The 16,956-nt window shown below is 75.0% G+C and carries 3 protein-coding genes; 2 read left to right on the top strand and 1 reads right to left on the bottom strand.

Going from position 1 to position 16,956, the window contains the following annotated elements; genetic code table 11:
- Positions 1 to 171: 171 nt before the first annotated feature.
- Positions 172 to 1,380 (top strand): cytochrome P450, encoded by a 1,209-nt coding sequence (locus ACFWW9_RS10800; protein ID WP_390374440.1) that lies wholly within the window; start codon positions 172 to 174, stop codon positions 1,378 to 1,380.
- Between the two features lie 44 nt (positions 1,381 to 1,424).
- Here the strand turns inward: ACFWW9_RS10800 and ACFWW9_RS10795 are convergent, their stop codons facing one another.
- The gene (locus tag ACFWW9_RS10795; protein WP_390374438.1) at positions 1,425 to 2,627 is read right to left on the bottom strand and encodes a cytochrome P450; all 1,203 of its coding nucleotides are present in this window, start codon (positions 2,625 to 2,627) and stop codon (positions 1,425 to 1,427) included.
- A 314-nt stretch (positions 2,628 to 2,941) separates the two neighbouring features.
- Between ACFWW9_RS10795 and ACFWW9_RS10790 the strand changes: the two genes are divergently transcribed.
- Positions 2,942 to 16,933: a type I polyketide synthase gene (locus ACFWW9_RS10790; RefSeq protein ID WP_390374436.1), complete on the top strand. Its 13,992-nt coding sequence runs from the start codon at positions 2,942 to 2,944 to the stop codon at positions 16,931 to 16,933.
- The last annotated feature ends 23 nt before the right edge of the window (positions 16,934 to 16,956 follow it).

Raw genomic sequence — 16,956 nt, 5'->3', positions numbered from 1 at the left:
GGACCTCCCTGCGTTCGATCCGGGTTCTCGCGGCCATCGTCGGACACCGCCGCTAGCGTCCCGATAGCGCCGTCCCGCCGCTAGGGCGGCGCTATCGCGGCCGGCTAACCTCCCCGACCGGCAGGCCGGGTCACCGTTCCGCCCGCCCGGCGATCACTGGAAGAGGACACCGTGGACACCACTCGGGCCGAGCCGGTCGACTACCCGTTCAACCGCGCCGAAGACCTCGAACTGGACGAGCGCTACGCGCGGGCACGAGCGGGCCGCAAGCTCGTCCGCGTCACGATGCCGTACGGCGAGGAGGGGTGGCTCGCCACCCGCCACGAGGACGTGCGGATCGTGTTGGGGGACCAGCGGTTCAGCCGCGCCGCCGCCGCGGCGGCCGGACTGGCCGAGCCGCGCACGTCACCGCAGACCGTCGGTCCCGGCGTGATCCTGTCGATGGACCCGCCGGAGCACTCCCGCGTCCGCAGGCTGGCAGGCAAGGCGTTCACCCACCGCAACGTGGAGGCGTTGCGCCCCAAGGCGAAGCAGGTCGCGAACGAGCTGGTGGACCGGATGGTCGAGCGCGGCGCGCCGGTCGACCTGATCGAGCACTTCGCGTCACCGCTGCCCGTCGCGGTGATCTGCGACCTGCTCGGCGTGCCGGTGGCCGACCAGCACCGGTTCCTCGTCTGGTCGGAGGTGTTCGCCTCGTCGACCACGCTGTCCGCCGAGGAGACCCAGGAGCACCTGGGCAGCCTGGTCGCGTACATGTCGGAGCTGCTGCGGCAGCGCCAGGAGGAGCCCGCCGACGACCTGCTGAGCCGCCTGGTGCTGGCGCGCGACCAGGACGACCGGTTCACCGCCGAGGAGATCCTGAGCTTCGCGATCGTGCTGCTGGGCGCCGGGCACGAGAACATCACCAGCCAGATCCCCAACTTCGTCCACACGCTGCTGCGCCACCCCGAGGAGCTGGACCGGCTGCGAGCGGACCCGGCGCTGGTGCCGCAGGCCGTGGAGGAGCTGATGCGGTTCGTGCCGCTCGGCCTCGGGCCCGTGCTGGCCCGGTACGCGACCGAGGACGTCGAGGTCGGCGGTGTCCTGGTGCGCGCCGGGGAACCCGTGGTGGCGTCGCTGGGCTCGGCCAACCGCGACGAGGACGTGTTCGAGCGGGCCGACGAGCTGGACCTGACCCGGAAGCCCGGCCCGCACGTGGGGTTCGGCCACGGCCCGCACCACTGCCTCGGCGCGGCGATGGCGCGGATGGAGATGCAGGTGGCGCTGGAGACCGTGCTGGAACGGTTCCCGGAGCTGCGGATCGCCGTTCCCGAGGACGAGCTGAAGTGGCGCGTCGGCACGTTCATGCGCAGTGTCGTGGAGCTGCCCGTCGCGTGGTGACGTGAACGGGGCGGAGGCTCGCGGGCACCCGCCCCGTTCCGCGGTCACCAGGCGACCGGAAGGGCCTCCACGCCGCGGATCAGCACGCCCTCGCGCCACTTCAGCTCCTCCGGCGGCACGGCCAGCCGCAGGCCGGGGAAGCGGCGCAGCAGCGTGCCGAGGGTGACCTGGAGGTCCAACCGGGCCAGTTGCGCGCCGATGCAGTGGTGCGGCCCGAACCCGAACGTCAGGTGCTGGATGTTCGCCCGGTCCAGGTTCAGCACGTCCGGGTCGGGGAACACGCCCGCGTCGCGGTTGGCCGACGCGATGTCGGCCACGATCGTCTCGCCCGCCCGCACGGTGACGTCGCCGAACTCCACGTCCTCCGTGGCGACCGAGCCGAACGCGCCGCCGGAGTTGATCGGCACGTGCCGCAGCAGCTCCTCCACGGCCTGCTTGATCAGCTCCGGGCGTTCGCGCAGCTTCGCCAGTTCGTCCGGTGTGGTCAGCAGCGTGTAGGTGAAGTTGAGGACGGTGTTGAGGATCGTCTCGTGCCCGCCGACGAGCAGGGCCACGGCCAGCGACGCCAGTTCCAGCTCGCTGAGCCGGTCCTCGCCGTCCACCGCCGTCACCAGCGTGCTCAGCACGTCGTCGCCCGGCTCGGCGCGTTTGGCCACGACCAGTTCGTTGAGGTAGCCCAGGAACTGGGTGATCGACTGCTGCGCCTCGTCCGAGGTGAACACGCCGGACATGATCGTCTCGGTCAGCACCCGGAAGTCGGCGCGGTCGGCCTCCGGGATGCCCAGCACCTCGCAGATCACCATCACCGGCAGCGGTTCCGCGACGAACTTCTTCAGGTCGGCGGGCGACCCGTGCGCGACCATGTCGTCGAGCAGGCCGTCGACGATCTCCTGCACGCGGGGTCGCAGCAGTTCGACGCGCCGCACGGTGAACGCCTTCGCCATGAACCGCCGCACCCGCGTGTGGTCCGCGCCGTCCATGGTCAGCACCGACCCGACGGGTGGCGTGCCGGGCACCATCCGCGGCGCCGCCTCCCCGAGTTCGGCCGACGCCGCGCGGCTGAACCGCGGGTCGGACTGGGCGGTGCGGACCGACGCGTGCCGCAGCGCCAGCCACGCCTCGCCGCCGTAGGGCATCCGCACCCTGGCCACCGGCGCCTCGTCGCGGGCCTCGCGGTACCACGGGTCCGCGCTCAGCCTGCTGGTGTCGCCGACCGGGTACTGCGGCGTAGTTCCTTGTGCGCTCATGCGATTCCTCCCGGGCCAGTCGGTCCCCGAGGCGGCCCGCGCCGGATCGTCACGTCCGGTCGCCCGCGCCGCGTCCACGCGGCGGCCCGGTCCATCGGGTGACCTCGGCCGTGATGATCGGCCATCGGCGCTATCGTCCCGATAGCGCCGTCGGCCCCCCGCGTTGTCGCTGGTGAAGGGCGATATTTCCGCGCTATGCCCCGTTCCTAGCTTGGGCTGGGTCCTCCGGGACCACCGAGTTCCGCGCGGAAGTCGAAGACGGGGTAACGACATGTCCTGGCACGCGGGCGACCACTTCGGGACGGTGTGAACGCATGGCCGAGGACGAGAAGCTGCTCGGGTACCTGCGTCGCGCGATGGCGGAACTCGCCGACGCCCGCACGAAGGTGCGCGACCTGGAGGCCGAGTCCGGTGAGCCGATCGCGATCGTCGCGATGAGCTGCCGCTACCCCGGCGGCGTCCGTTCTCCGGAAGACCTGTGGGACCTGCTCGCCGAAGGCCGGGACGCCATCGCCGAGTGGCCGGACGACCGCGGCTGGAACACCGCCGAGTTGTACCGCCCCGGACCTCCCGTGCCGGGCAAGACCTTCTGCCGCGACGGCGGTTTCCTCGGCGACGCGGGCGACTTCGACGCCGGGTTCTTCGGCGTGTCCCCGAACGAGGCCCTCGCGATGGACCCGCAGCAGCGGCTGGTGCTGGAGACGTCCTGGGAGGTGGTGGAACGGGCCGGGATCGCGCCGTCGTCGTTGCGCGACAGCCGGACCGGCGTGTTCCTCGGCGCCATCGACAACGGCTACGGCTCCGCCGTGTTCGACGTCCCCGCGGGCGCGGAGGGGTTCCTGGACACCGGGACGCACACCAGCGTCGCGTCCGGCCGGGTCGCCTACGCGCTCGGGCTGCGCGGTCCGGCGATCACGATCAACACCGCCTGCTCGTCGTCGTTGGTGGCGCTGCACCTCGCGGCCCGCGCCCTGCGCGCCGGGGACTGCGCGCTCGCCATCGCGGGCGGCGTCACGGTCATGCCCGTGCCCGACCCGTTCGTCTCGTTCAGCCGGCAGGGCGGTCTCGCCCCGGACGGGCGCTGCAAGGCGTTCGGCGCCGGGGCCGACGGCACCGGCTGGTCCGAGGGCATCGGCCTGGTGCTGCTGGAGAAGCTGTCCGACGCCCGGCGCAACGGTCACCGCGTCCTCGCGGTCGTCCGGTCGAGCGCGGTCAACCAGGACGGCGCAAGCAACGGCCTGGCCGCGCCGAACGCCACCGCGCAGCGCGAGGTCATCCGCGACGCGCTGGCCGCCGCCGACCTGGCGCCGATCGACGTGGACGTCGTGGAGGCGCACGGCACCGGCACCCGGCTCGGCGACCCGATCGAGGCCGGGGCGCTGCTGGCGGAGTACGGCCGCCACCGCGAGGCCGACCGTCCACTGTGGCTCGGATCGCTGAAGTCCAACATCGGCCACACCTCCGCCGCCGCGGGCGTCGGCGGTGTGATCAAGATGGTGCAGGCGCTCCGGCACGACCTGCTGCCGCGCACGCTGCACGCCGACGAGCCGTCGCCGTTCGTGGACTGGTCGGCGGGTGAGGTCCGGCTGCTGTCCGAGGCCCGCCCCTGGCCCGCGTCCGACCGACCGCGCCGGGCGGGCGTGTCGGCGTTCGGGATCAGCGGCACCAACGCGCACGTGATCCTCGAAGAGGCCCCGGCGGTCGAGCCCGCCGAGGTCGTCGACGCCGACGGCGTGGTGCCGTGGGTGCTGTCGGCCCGGTCCGCCGCGGCCCTGCGCGCTCAGGCCGCCGCCCTGTCCGCGTGGCTGCCCGCGAACGCCGGTGCGCGGCCCGCGGACGTGGCCGCGTCGCTGGCGGGGACCCGGTCCGCGTTCGAGCACCGGGCCGTGGTGGTCGGGCGGGACGCGGCGGAGTTCGCCGCCCGGCTGGACGTCCTCGCCGGAGGTGGGATTCCCGCCGACGGTGCCGTGCTCGGCACCGGATCGGCGAAGGCCGGTGACCGGGTGGTGTTCGTGTTCCCCGGTCAGGGGTCGCAGTGGGTCGGCATGGGCGTGGAGCTGCTGGAGTCGTCGCCGCTGTTCGCGGAGCGGATGGACGAGTGCGAGCGGGCGTTGGCGCCGTTAGTGGACTGGTCGTTGCGCGAAGCCCTGGCCGATGAAGCCCTGCTGCTGCGGGTGGACGTGGTGCAGCCGGTGTTGTGGGCCGTGATGGTGTCGTTGGCGCACCTCTGGCGGTCGGTGGGGGTCGAGCCGTCGGCTGTGGTGGGGCATTCGCAGGGTGAGATCGCCGCCGCCGTGGTCGCCGGGGCGTTGTCGTTGGAGGACGGCGCACGGGTGGTCGCGTTGCGCAGCAAGGCGATCGGGCGGTTGGCCGGGCGGGGCGGGATGGTGTCGGTCGCGGCCCCGGTCGCCGAAGTGGAGGCGATGCTCGGCGCCGGGGTGTCCATCGCGGCGGTCAACGGGCCGGGCGCGGTGGTCGTGTCGGGCGGGTCGGCCGCGTTGGAGGAGTTCGTCGGTCGCTGCGGCACGCTGCGGGTGCGGCGGATCCCGGTGGACTACGCGTCGCACTCGGTCGTGGTGGAGGAGATCCGCGACGAGCTGGCCGAGCTGCTGCGGGACGTGACGCCGCTCGTGCCCGTGATCCCGTGGTGCTCCACGGTGACGGGGGAGTGGGTGCGCGACGCCGTCGCGGACGGCGGCTACTGGTACCGCAACCTGCGCGACCGGGTGCGGTTCGACGACGTGGTGCGGAACCTGGTCGGTGACGGGTTCGGCGTGTTCGTCGAGCCCAGCGCCCACCCCGTGCTCACGCTCGCCGTGCGCGACACCGCCGAGCGGGCCGGTGCGGACGTCGCCGCCGTCCCCACCCTGCGACGCGACCAGGGCGGGCCGGACGCCTGGGCCCTCGCGCTCGGCGAGGCGTGGACCGCCGGGGTGGCGGTCGACTGGTCCGCCGTGCTGCCCGCCGGGGCGGTGCCCAGCGCGGACCTGCCGACCTACGCGTTCCAGCGCAAGCGCTACTGGCTGCCGATGAAGTCCGCAGTGGACGCTCCGGCGGGTGGTGGCCCGGACGACTGGGGCTACTCCGTCGCCTGGACCCCCCTGGACGTCCCGGCGGAGGCCGGGCCCGACGGCCCGTGGCTCGTCGTCACGCCACCGGACCTGGACGCCGACGTGCTGGCCACCGTGCTCGCCGCGGTCGGCCCCACGGCGGTGCCGGTCACCGAGGTCGACCGCGACGCGCTCGCGGGCGCGGTCGGCGTGCTGTCCCTGCTGGCCCTGGACGAACGCCCGCACCCCGACCACCCGTTCCTGCCCGACGGCATCGCGAAGACCCTCGACCTGGTCCAGGCCCTCGACGGCACCACGCCGCTGTGGTGCGTCACCAGGGGCGCGGTGACGACCGGCGCCGACGACCCGGTGACCAACCCCGCCCAGCAACTCGCCTGGGGCCTCGGCCGGGTCGCCGCGCTCGAACACCCCGAACGCTGGGGCGGCCTCGTCGACCTGCCCGCCGTGCTCGACGCGTCCACCGCGCCGCTGCTGGCCAAGGCCCTCGCCGGAGCGGGCGCCGAGGACCAGGTCGCGGTCCGGTCCGGAGGCCTGTCCGTGCGACGCCTGGTGCGCGGCGGCCTGCCGGTGGACGTGGACTGGCGGCCTCGGGGCACCACGCTGATCACCGGCGGCACCGGCGGGATCGGCGTTCAGCTCGCCGAGTGGCTGGCGGGTCGCGGCGCTGCACGCGTCGTGCTGCTGAGCAGGCGCGGCACGGTCTCGCCGGACCTGGTCGACCGCGTGGCCGCCCTCGGCACGGAGGTGAGCGTGGTGGCGTGCGACGTCGCCGACGCCGACGCGTTGCGCGCGACGGTCGCCGCGCTGCGGGCCGACGGGCACGACATCGGCACCGTCCTGCACGCCGCCGCGTCCGGTGAGCTGGTGACGTTGCGCGACACCGACGTGGACGAGTTCGCCGACACCCTGCGCGCCAAGGTGGCGGGCGCGGTGAACCTGGACGCGGAGTTCGGCGACGACGTCACCGACTTCGTGCTGTTCTCGTCCATCTCCGGCGTGTGGGGCAGCTCCGTGCACGGCGCCTACGCGGCGTCGAACGCCTTCCTCGACGGCCTCGCCGAGCACCGCCGCGGCCGTGGACTGGCCGCCACGTCGATCGCCTGGGGCATCTGGGACCCCGCCGAAGGCGGTGGCATGGCAGCCGAACTCGCCGAGGACCGGCTGCTGGCCCAGGGCATCCCGTTCATGGATCCCGCCGCGGCGCTCGTCGGGCTCGGCCGGATCCTCGGCGGCGACGCCGCGCTGACGATCTGCGCGGCGGTGGACTGGACGCGGTTCGCGCCGGTGTTCACCTCCGCGCGGCCCAGCCCGTTGATCGGCGACCTGCCCGAGGTGCGGCGGGTGCTGGGCGGGCGGACCGGGGAACCCGACGACGGCGACGACGTCGCCGCCGGGCTGCGGGACCGGTTGCGCGGGCTGTCGGCGGCCGACCGGCTCGACGCGGTGGCCGGGCTCGTCCGCGACCAGACCGCCGGGGTGCTGGGGTACGGGTCGCCGGACGAGATCGCCGACGGGCGCGCGTTCCGGGACCTGGGCTTCGACTCGCTGACCGCGGTGTCGATGCGCGACCGGCTGGCCACCGTGACGGGTCTGCCGTTGCCGGTGACGGTCGTGTTCGACCACTCCAGCGTCGACGCGCTCGCACGGCACCTGGTCGACAAGCTGTTCGGCGGCCAGGACGACACCGTGCTGCCGACGGTCGCGTCCGACGACACCGACCCGGTCGTCATCGTGGCCATGAGCTGCCGGTTCCCCGGTGACGTGCGGACGCCCGAGGACCTGTGGCGGCTCGTCGCCGACGGCCGCGACGCCTACACGGACCTGCCGCTCGACCGGGGCTGGGACGTCGACGGCCGGTACGACCCCGACCCGGACCGCCCCGGCCACAGCTACGTGCGCGGCGGGTACTTCCTGCACGACGCCGACCTGTTCGATCCGGGCTTCTTCGGCATCTCGCCGCGCGAGGCGCTGGCGATGGACCCGCAGCAGCGGTTGGCGCTGGAACTCGCGTGGGAGTCGTTCGAACGCGCCGGGATCCAGGTCGACGGCCTGCGCGGCACGCCGGTCGGCGTGTTCGTCGGCGCGGCCTACCAGGGGTACGGCGGTGATCCGGCGCGGGCCGACCCGACCGTCGAGACGCACATCGTCGCGGGCATCTCCACGAGCGTGCTGTCCGGCCGGGTGTCCTACGCGTTCGGGTTGGAGGGTCCGGCGATCACCGTGGACACCGCCTGCTCGTCCGGACTCGTCGCGCTGCACCTGGCCGCCCGGTCGGTGCGCGCGGGCGAGTGCTCGCTGGCGCTGGCGGGCGGTGTCACGGTGATGGGCGCGCCGCTGGCGTTCGGCACCTACAGCAGGCAGCGGGCGCTGGCCGTGGACGGCCGGTCGAAGGCGTTCGCCGACGGGGCCGACGGGTTCGGCATCGGCGAGGGCGCCGGTTTCGTGCTGCTGGAACGGTTGTCGACCGCCCGCGCGGCCGGTCGGCGGGTGCTCGCCGTGCTGCGGTCGAGCGCGGTCAACCAGGACGGCGCCAGCAACGGGCTCACCGCGCCGAGCGGTCTCGCGCAGCAGCGCGTCATCCGGCAGGCCCTCGCGGGCGCCGGGCTCGCACCGGCCGAGGTGGACGTGGTGGAGGCGCACGGCACCGGGACCAAGCTCGGCGACCCGATCGAGGCGCAGGCCGTGCAGGCCGTCTACGGGCGGGACCGCGTCCGGCCGCTGCTGCTCGGGTCGGTGAAGTCCAACATCGGCCACACCCAGGCCGCGTCCGGGCTCGCGGGCGTGATCAAGATGGTGCTGGCGTTCGAGCACGGCGTCGTGCCGGGCACCCTGCACGCCGGGACGCCGTCGCCGTTCGTGGACTGGGCGTCCGCGCCGGTCGAACTGGTCACCGAGGCCCGCGAGTGGGAGACCGGTGGACGACCGCGCCGGGCCGGTGTGTCGGCGTTCGGGCTGAGCGGCACCAACGCGCACGTGATCCTGGAGCAGGCCGCTCCGGACGCCCTCGCGGAGCCCTCGGCGGCGGGTCCGGTGGCGTGGGTGCTGTCCGGCCGCACGCCGGAAGCGCTGCGGGAGCAGGCTTCGCGGCTGCTGGCCGTGGACGGGGCCCCGGCCGACATCGCCCGGTCGCTGGTGACGACGCGGACCGCGTTCGACCACCGCGCCGCCGTGGTCGGCGAGGACGTGGAGGACCTCACGGCCGGGCTGCGGGCGGTGGCGGCCGACGAGTCCGCGACCGGTGTGGTCCGCGGTGTCGTGGGCAAGCGGGGGAAGACCGTGTTCGTGTTCCCCGGCCAGGGCGTCGAGTGGCTGGGCATGGGGCTGGACCTGGCCGAGCGCTACCCGGTGTTCGCGGACCGCCTGCGGGAGTGCGACACGGCGTTCCGCGCGCACGTGGACTGGTCGGTGCTGGACGTGCTGCGCGGTGACGGGCCGGGACTGGACCGGGTGGACGTGGTGCAGCCCGCGCTGTTCTCGGTCATGGTGTCGCTGGCCGCGCTGTGGACGTCGCTCGGCGTGCGGCCGGACGCGGTGGTGGGGCATTCGCAGGGCGAGGTCGCGGCGGCCTGCGTCGCGGGCGCGCTGTCGTTGGCCGACGCCGTGGCGGTCGTGGCGCTGCGCAGCCGAGCGCTGCGGGCGACGAGCGGCACCGGCGGCATGATGTTCGTCCTCCGCCCGCGCGACGAGGTGCTGGAGCGGCTCGCGCCGTGGCCGGGCCTGTCGGTGGCCGCGGTCAACGGCGAGTCGGCCGTGACGGTCGCGGGTGACGTGACGGCGCTGGACGGGTTCGGCGCGGCGCTCGCCGAGGACGGCGTGTGGCGGTGGGTCGTGCCCGGCGTCGACTTCGCCGCGCACTCGCCGCAGGTCGAGTCCCTGCACGGGGAACTGCTGACCCTGCTGGCGGGCATCCGGCCGCGGCGGTCGGAGGTGCCGTTCTACTCCACGGTGACCGGCGGGCCGCTGGACACCGACGGGCTGACGCCCGAGTACTGGTACGACAACCTGCGCCACCCGGTGGACTTCCTCGCCGCCGTGCGGTCGCTGCTCGCCGACGGGCACCGCACGTTCGTCGAGTGCAGCGCCCACCCGGCCCTGCTGACGAACGTCGAGGAGATCGCCGAGCACGCGGGCGAGGCGGTGACCGCCGTCGGCACGCTGCGCCGGGACGACGGGGGACCGGTCCGCCTGCTCACGTCGTTGGCGGGCCTGCACGTCCGTGGCGGCACGGTGGACTGGCCGTCCGCGCTGCCGACCGGACGACCGGTGCCGCTGCCCACCTACGCCTTCCAGCGCGAGCGCTACTGGCTGCCGCCCGCCGCGGCCCCGGCCACCGGTCAGTCCGCTGTGGAGCGCCGCTTCTGGGACGCCGTGACCAGCGGCGACGGCCTGCCCGCCGAACTCGACTCGCTGCGCCCGGCCCTGCCCGCGCTGGCCGACTGGTACCGGGGCGGTCGTGACCGGGCGGAGGTGGACTCCTGGCGCTACCGCACCGCCTGGCAGCCGCTGACCACCGGCTCCCGGCGCCTGTCCGGCACCTGGCTCGTGCTGCTCCCCGAAGGCGACCCGCAGACCGTGCTGCTGGACGCCGTGCGGGCCCGCGGCGCGTCCGTGGTGACCGCGGAGGTCGACGACGACCGCACGACCGTGGCCGACCGCGTCCGCCTCGCGACCGCCGACGGCGCTCCCGTCGGCGTGCTCTCGCTGTGCTCGCTCGACCACGCCGAGGCCGAGGCCGGGCTGCTGCGGGCCGTCGCGGTGGTCCAGGCCGTCGCCGACGCCGGTGTCACCGCACCGCTGTGGTGGGCCACGCGGGGCGCGTCCGCCGACCCGGCGCAGGCGATGCTCTGGGGTCTCGGCGTCGTGGCGGGGGTGGAGCACCCGAGCCGCTGGGCGGGGCTGGTCGACCTGCCGTCCGAAGTGGACGGACGAGCGGCCGACCGGGTCGCGGGCGTGCTCGCCGACGCCGGTGGCGAGGACCAGGTCGCCGTGCGCGCGTCCGGCGTGTTCGGCCGACGCCTGCACCGCGCCCCGGCACCGACCGGCGAGGGCACGCCGTGGCGGACCGACGGCACCGTGCTGGTCACCGGCGGCACGGGGGCGCTCGGCGGCCACGTCGCCCGCTGGCTCGCCGGGCTCGGCGCCCGGCACCTGCTGCTGGCGAGCCGGAGCGGCCACGCCCCGGAGGACCTGCTGCGGGACCTGGACGACCTCGGCGCGCGGGTCACGGTCGTGGCCTGCGACGCCGCCGACCGCGACCGGCTGGCCGAGGTGCTCGCCGCCGTTCCGGCCGACGCCCCGCTGACCGCCGTGTTCCACCTGGCCGGGGTCCTGGACGACTCCGTCATCGGCGCGATCACCCCCGACCGGGCCCGCGGCGTGCTGCGGCCCAAGGTGGTCGGCGCCCGCAACCTGCACGAGCTGACCCGTGACCTCGACCTGTCGGCGTTCGTGCTGTTCTCCTCCCTGGCCGCCACGCTCGGCGGCGCGGGCCAGGCCGTCTACGCGGCGGCCAACGCCTACCTCGACGGCCTCGCCGAGCAGCGGCGCGCGGAAGGCCTGGCCGCCACCTCGGCCGGCTGGGGCCTCTGGGCGGCGGACGGCCTGGCCGGTGGCGCGGTCGGTGAGCGGATCGCCCGCGACGGCCTGCCCGCCATGCCGCCGGAACGGGCGCTCGCCGCGTTGCGGCGGTCCCTCACCCTGGGCGACACGAGGGTGGTGATCGGCGACTTCGACTGGCAGCGCTACGCCCACGTCTACACCACGGCCCGCCCGACGCGGATGTTCGCCGACCTGCCCGAGGCGGTCGTGCCGGACGCCGTGAAGCCCGCGCTGACCGCCGTGGCCGCGGCCGAACGGGACCGGCTGCTGCTGGACCTGGTGCGGAGCACCGTGGCCGACGTCCTCGGGCACGCCGACGCCACCGCGGTCGACGTGCACCGCGCGTTCCAGGACCTCGGGTTCGACTCCGTCACGGCCGTGGAACTGCGCAACCGCCTGGCCGAACGCACCGGCCTCGCGCTGTCGGTGACGCTGGTGTTCGACCACCCGTCCGTCGAAGCGCTCGTCACGCACCTGCGGACCGGGCTGGCGGGCGACGACGAGCCCGCCGCCGCCCCGGTGGCGCGGGAGGCCGCGACCGACGACCCGATCGCCATCGTCGCGATGAGCTGCCGCTTCCCCGGCGGCGTCAGCACCCCGGAGCAGTTCTGGGACCTGCTCGACAGCGGCACCGACGCCATCTCCGACTTCCCGACCGACCGCGGCTGGGACCTGACCGGCCTGTTCGGCGACCGCGCGGGCCAGACGTCCGCGCGGCAGGGTGGGTTCCTGCACGACGCCGCCGACTTCGACCCCGCGTTCTTCGGCATCTCCCCGCGCGAAGCGCTCACCATCGACCCGCAGCAACGCCTGCTGCTGGAGACCGCGTGGGAGGCACTGGAACGCGCGGGCATCGACCCGGAGTCGTTGCGCGGCAGCGACACCGGCGTCTACATCGGCTCCAGCCACCACGAGTACGGCTCGCGGCTGACCGAACCGGCCGAGGAGTACGAGGGCTACCTGGGCATCGGCAGCGCGGGCAGCGTCTCGTCGGGCCGCATCTCCTACGTGCTGGGCCTGGAGGGACCGGCCGTCACGGTGGACACCGCGTGCTCGTCGTCGCTGGTCGCACTGCACATGGCCGTCCGCTCGCTGCGGACCGGCGAGTCGTCGCTGGCCCTGGTCGGCGGGGCGACGATCATGGCCACGCCCACCACGTTCGTCGAGTTCAGCAGGCAGGCCGGGCTCGCCACCGACAGCCGGTGCAAGCCGTTCTCCGCGAGCGCCGACGGCACCGCGTGGGGCGAGGGCATCGGCATGGTGCTGGTGGAACGGCTGTCCGACGCGCGCCGCAACGGCCACCCCGTGCTCGCCGTCGTCAAGGGCACCGCCGTGAACCAGGACGGCGCGTCGAACGGCCTCACCGCGCCGAACGGGCCGTCGCAGCAGCGGGTCATCCGCGCCGCGCTGGCCGACGCCGGGATCACCGCGGGCGACGTGGACGTGGTGGAGGCGCACGGCACCGGCACGAAGCTGGGCGACCCCATCGAGGCGCAGGCCCTGCTGTCCACCTACGGCCGCGACCGCGAGACACCCGTGCTGCTCGGCTCGGTGAAGTCCAACATCGGCCACACCCAGGCCGCCGCGGGCATGGCGGGCGTCTTCAAGGTCGTGCTGGCGCTGCGCCACGGCGTCGTGCCCGCGACGCTGCACTTCGACGCGCCCAGCCCGCACATCGACTGGACCGCCGGGGCGGTGCGCGTCGTCGCCGAACGCACGCCGTGGCCCGCCGTCGACCGACCGCGCCGAGCGGGCGTGTCCGGCTTCGGCGTGAGCGGCACCAACGCGCACACCATCATCGAGCAAGCCCCGGACCTGCCCGGCGTCGTGGAGGCACCGGTCGGCTCCGGGACGGTCGCGTGGCCGCTGTCGGCGCACAGCCCGGAAGCCCTGCGGGCCCAGGCCGCCCGCTTGCTGGACGCGCTGGCGGGTCAGGACCTCGACCCGGCCGACGTCGGGTTCTCGCTGGCCACGACCCGTGCCGCGCTGGAGCACCGGGCGGTGGTCGTCGGCGGCGACCGTGACGAACTGGTCGAGCAGGTGGCCGCGCTCGCCGAGCACGGCGAGGCGTGGGACGGCGTGCGGGCCGTGGCGTCCCGCACGGGCCGCACCGCGTTCCTGTTCCCCGGCCAGGGCAGCCAGCGGTCGGGCATGGGCGTCGGGCTGCACGCGGCGTTCCCCGTCTACGCCGACGCGTTCGACACCGTCTGCGCCGCGTTCGAGCCGCTGCTGGACCGGCCGCTGCGGGACGTCGTGTTCGACCCGGACCCCACGTCCCTCGACCGCACCGAGTACACCCAGCCCGCGCTGTTCGCCGTGGAGGTCGCCCTCTTCCGGCTGCTGGAGCACTGGGGTGTGCGACCGGACTTCCTGCTGGGCCACTCGATCGGCGAACTGGCCGCCGCGCACGTGGCGGGCGTGTTCTCGCTCGCCGACGCGGCCGTGCTGGTCGCCGCGCGCGGGCGGCTGATGCAGTCCGCTCGCGAGGACGGGCTGATGGTGTCGGTGCGGGCAGGCGAGGCCGAGGTGGTCGCTTTCGGTGCCGCCGTCGACATCGCCGCCGTCAACGGCCCCACCGCGACCGTCGTGTCCGGCGACGAGACCGAGGTGCTGGCCGTCGCCGCGCACTTCAGCGGGCTCGGCCGCCGGGTCAAGCGGCTGCGCACCAGCCACGCCTTCCACTCGGCGCACCTGGACCCGGTGCTCGCCGCGTTCCGCGAGGTCGCCGAAGGCCTCGCGCTGCACGCGCCGACCGTGCCGATCGTGTCCAACGTGACCGGCGCCCTGGCCGAGGACATCGCGACCCCCGGCTACTGGGTCGAGCACGTCCGCCGGGCCGTCCGGTTCGCCGACGGCGTCACGACCCTGGTCGGCCACGGCGTCACGACGTTCCTCGAACTCGGCCCGGACGCCCAGCTCACGGCGCTCGTGCCGGAATCGCTGCCCGCCGACGACACCGACCGCGCCGCGATCGCCGTGCTGGACCGGCGGCGGTCCGAGGAGCGCTCGGCGATCACCGCGCTGGCCCACGCCCACGCCAGGGGAATCCGGGTCGACTGGGCCGTGCTGCCCGGTCGCCGGGTCGACCTGCCCACCTACGCGTTCCAGCGCCGCCGCTACTGGCTGGACGCGCCGCCCGGTTCGGGTGGCGCGGTCGCGGTCGGGCTCGACGCCGTGGCGCACCCGTTGCTGGGCGCGGGAGCCGAACTGCCCGAGACCGGCGGGCACCTGTTCTCCGCCCGCGTCGGCACGGCCACGCAGCCGTGGCTCGCCGACCACGGGGTGTTCGGCACCGCCGTGTTCCCGGCGACGGCGTTCCTGGAACTGGCCGTCCGCGCGGGTGACGAGACCGGCTGCCCCCGCGTGGTGGAGCTGACCCTGGAAGCGCCGCTGACCCTGCCGCCGTCCGGTGGGGCCGACCTGCGGCTGACCGTGGCCGCGCCCGACCAGGCGGGGCACCGCACGCTCACCGTGCACGCCCGCACCACGCCCGGTGGACCGTGGACGCGGCACGCGCGCGCGGTGCTCGGCGGGCCGGTGCCCGTGGCGGACGTCGACCTCGCCGAGTGGCCGCCGTCCGGCGCCGAACCGGTGGACGTCTCCGACCTCTACGACCGGCTCGACGCGGGCGGGTTCGCCTACGGGCCCGCCTTCCGCGGCCTGAACGCCGTGTGGCGGCGGGGCGACGAGGTGTTCGCCGAGGCCCGGCTGCCCGAGGACCGGCTGCCGGAGGCCTCGACGTTCGCGCTGCACCCGGCGCTGCTGGACAGCGCGCTGCACTCGCTCTCGTTCAGCGTCCTCGCGGGTCGGGACGGCGGCTGGCTGCCGTTCGCGCTCGGCGGTGTCCAGGTGCACGCGTCCGGAGCGGGGTCGGTGCGGCTGCGGCTGGTGCCGAACGGCCGGGAGTCCGTGGCGGTGCACGTGGCCGACGCGGCCGGTCTGCCGGTCGCCACCATCGACTCCCTGGTCCTGCGGCCGGTGTCGGCCGACCGGGTGCGACCCGCGGTCGTGCTCGACCCGCTGTACCGGATGGTGTGGCAGGACCTGCCGACCGGTGCGCAGGACGTGGCGGACGCGGAAGTCGTGGACCTGCCCCGGATCGCGGACCCCGACGACCTGCCCGCCGCCGTGCACGCCGCGACCACCAGGACGTTGGCGCTGCTGCGGAACCGGCTGGCCGACCGGACGACGACCCGGCTGGTGCTCGTCACGCACGGCGCGATCCCGGCCGAGGTGGGCGACGACGTGCCGGACCTCGTGCACGCCGCCGTCTGGGGCCTGGTGCGCACCGCGCAGACCGAGCACCCCGGCCGGTTCGTGCTCGTGGACACCGACGACGACCCGGCCTCGGACGCCGTGCTGGCCGACGCGGTGGCCTCCGGTGAACCGCAACTGGTGCTGCGCGGCGGAGTCGCGCGGGCGGGCCGCTGGATCCGCTCCGAGGACCCGGCGGGCGACGCGGGCTGGGACACCTCCGGCACCGTGCTCGTCACCGGCGGCACGGGTGGCATCGGCGCCGAGGTGGCCCGTCACCTCGTGACGGCGCACGGTGTTCGGCACCTGGTGCTGGTGAGCCGGAGCGGTCCGGACGCCGAGGGGGCGGCCGAGGTGGCCGCGCTCGACGCGGACGTGCGGATCGTCGCCTGCGACATCGCCGACCGGGAAGCGTTGGCCGCGTTGGTGGACAGCCTGCCCGACGGGCCGCTGGCCGGGGTCGTGCACTGCGCGGGCGTGGTCGCGGACGGGCTGCTGGAGACCCTGACGGACGAGCAGGTGGCGACCGCGTTGCGCCCGAAGGTCGACGCCGCCGCGCTCCTGCACGAGCTGACCGCGTCCCGACGGCCCGCCCGGTTCGTGCTGTTCTCCTCGATCGCCGCGGCGTTCGGCGGGGCGGCGCAGGCCAACTACGCGGCGGGCAACGCGTTCCTGGACGGGCTCGCCCACCGGCGTCGGGCCGTCGGGCTGCCCGCCCTGTCGATCCAGTGGGGCCTGTGGGCCACCAAGCGCGGGATGAGCGGTCAGCTGACCGACGGAGACCTGCGCCGGATCGCCCGCGGCGGCATCGTGCCGTTCACCGTGGCCGAGGGGCTGGCGCTGTTCGACCGGGCCGTCGCCGCGGACCTGCCGGTCGTGGCGCCACTGCGGCTGGACACCGCCGCGCTGGCCGGGCAGGACGTGCCCGCGTTCCTGCGGGGGCTCGTCCCGGCCGTGCGGCGCACCGCCTCCGCCGTGCGGGAGGACACCACCGACCTGGCCGACCGGTTGCGGTCGTTGACGCCCGAACGCCGTCGCCGCGCGGTGCTGGACCTGGTGCGCGTCCAGGTCGGCACGGTGCTGGGCGCACCGGGCGTGACCGTCCCGGCGGGCAAGGGCCTGCTGGACCTCGGGTTCGACTCGCTGACGGCGGTCGAGCTGCGCAACCGGCTCGCCTCGGCCACCGGCCTGCGGCTGCCCGCGACGCTGCTGTTCGACCACCCGACGGCGGGCGCGATCGCCGATCACCTGGTGGCCGAACTCGTGCCAGCCGACGTGGCCGAACCGCTGCCCGCAGACGTGGACGAGCTGGTCAGCGCGCTGGACGTGACCAGCGACGACGAGCTGTTCGAGCTGATCGACAACGAACTCGGCACCTCGTGACGGGTGCCCGCGAAGTGCCGACC

The organism is Umezawaea sp. NPDC059074 (assembly GCF_042738955.1).
GTDB lineage: Bacteria > Actinomycetota > Actinomycetes > Mycobacteriales > Pseudonocardiaceae > Umezawaea.
The sequence above is the reverse complement of the archived record's forward strand: the minus strand, read 5'-3'. Positions and strand labels throughout refer to the sequence as shown.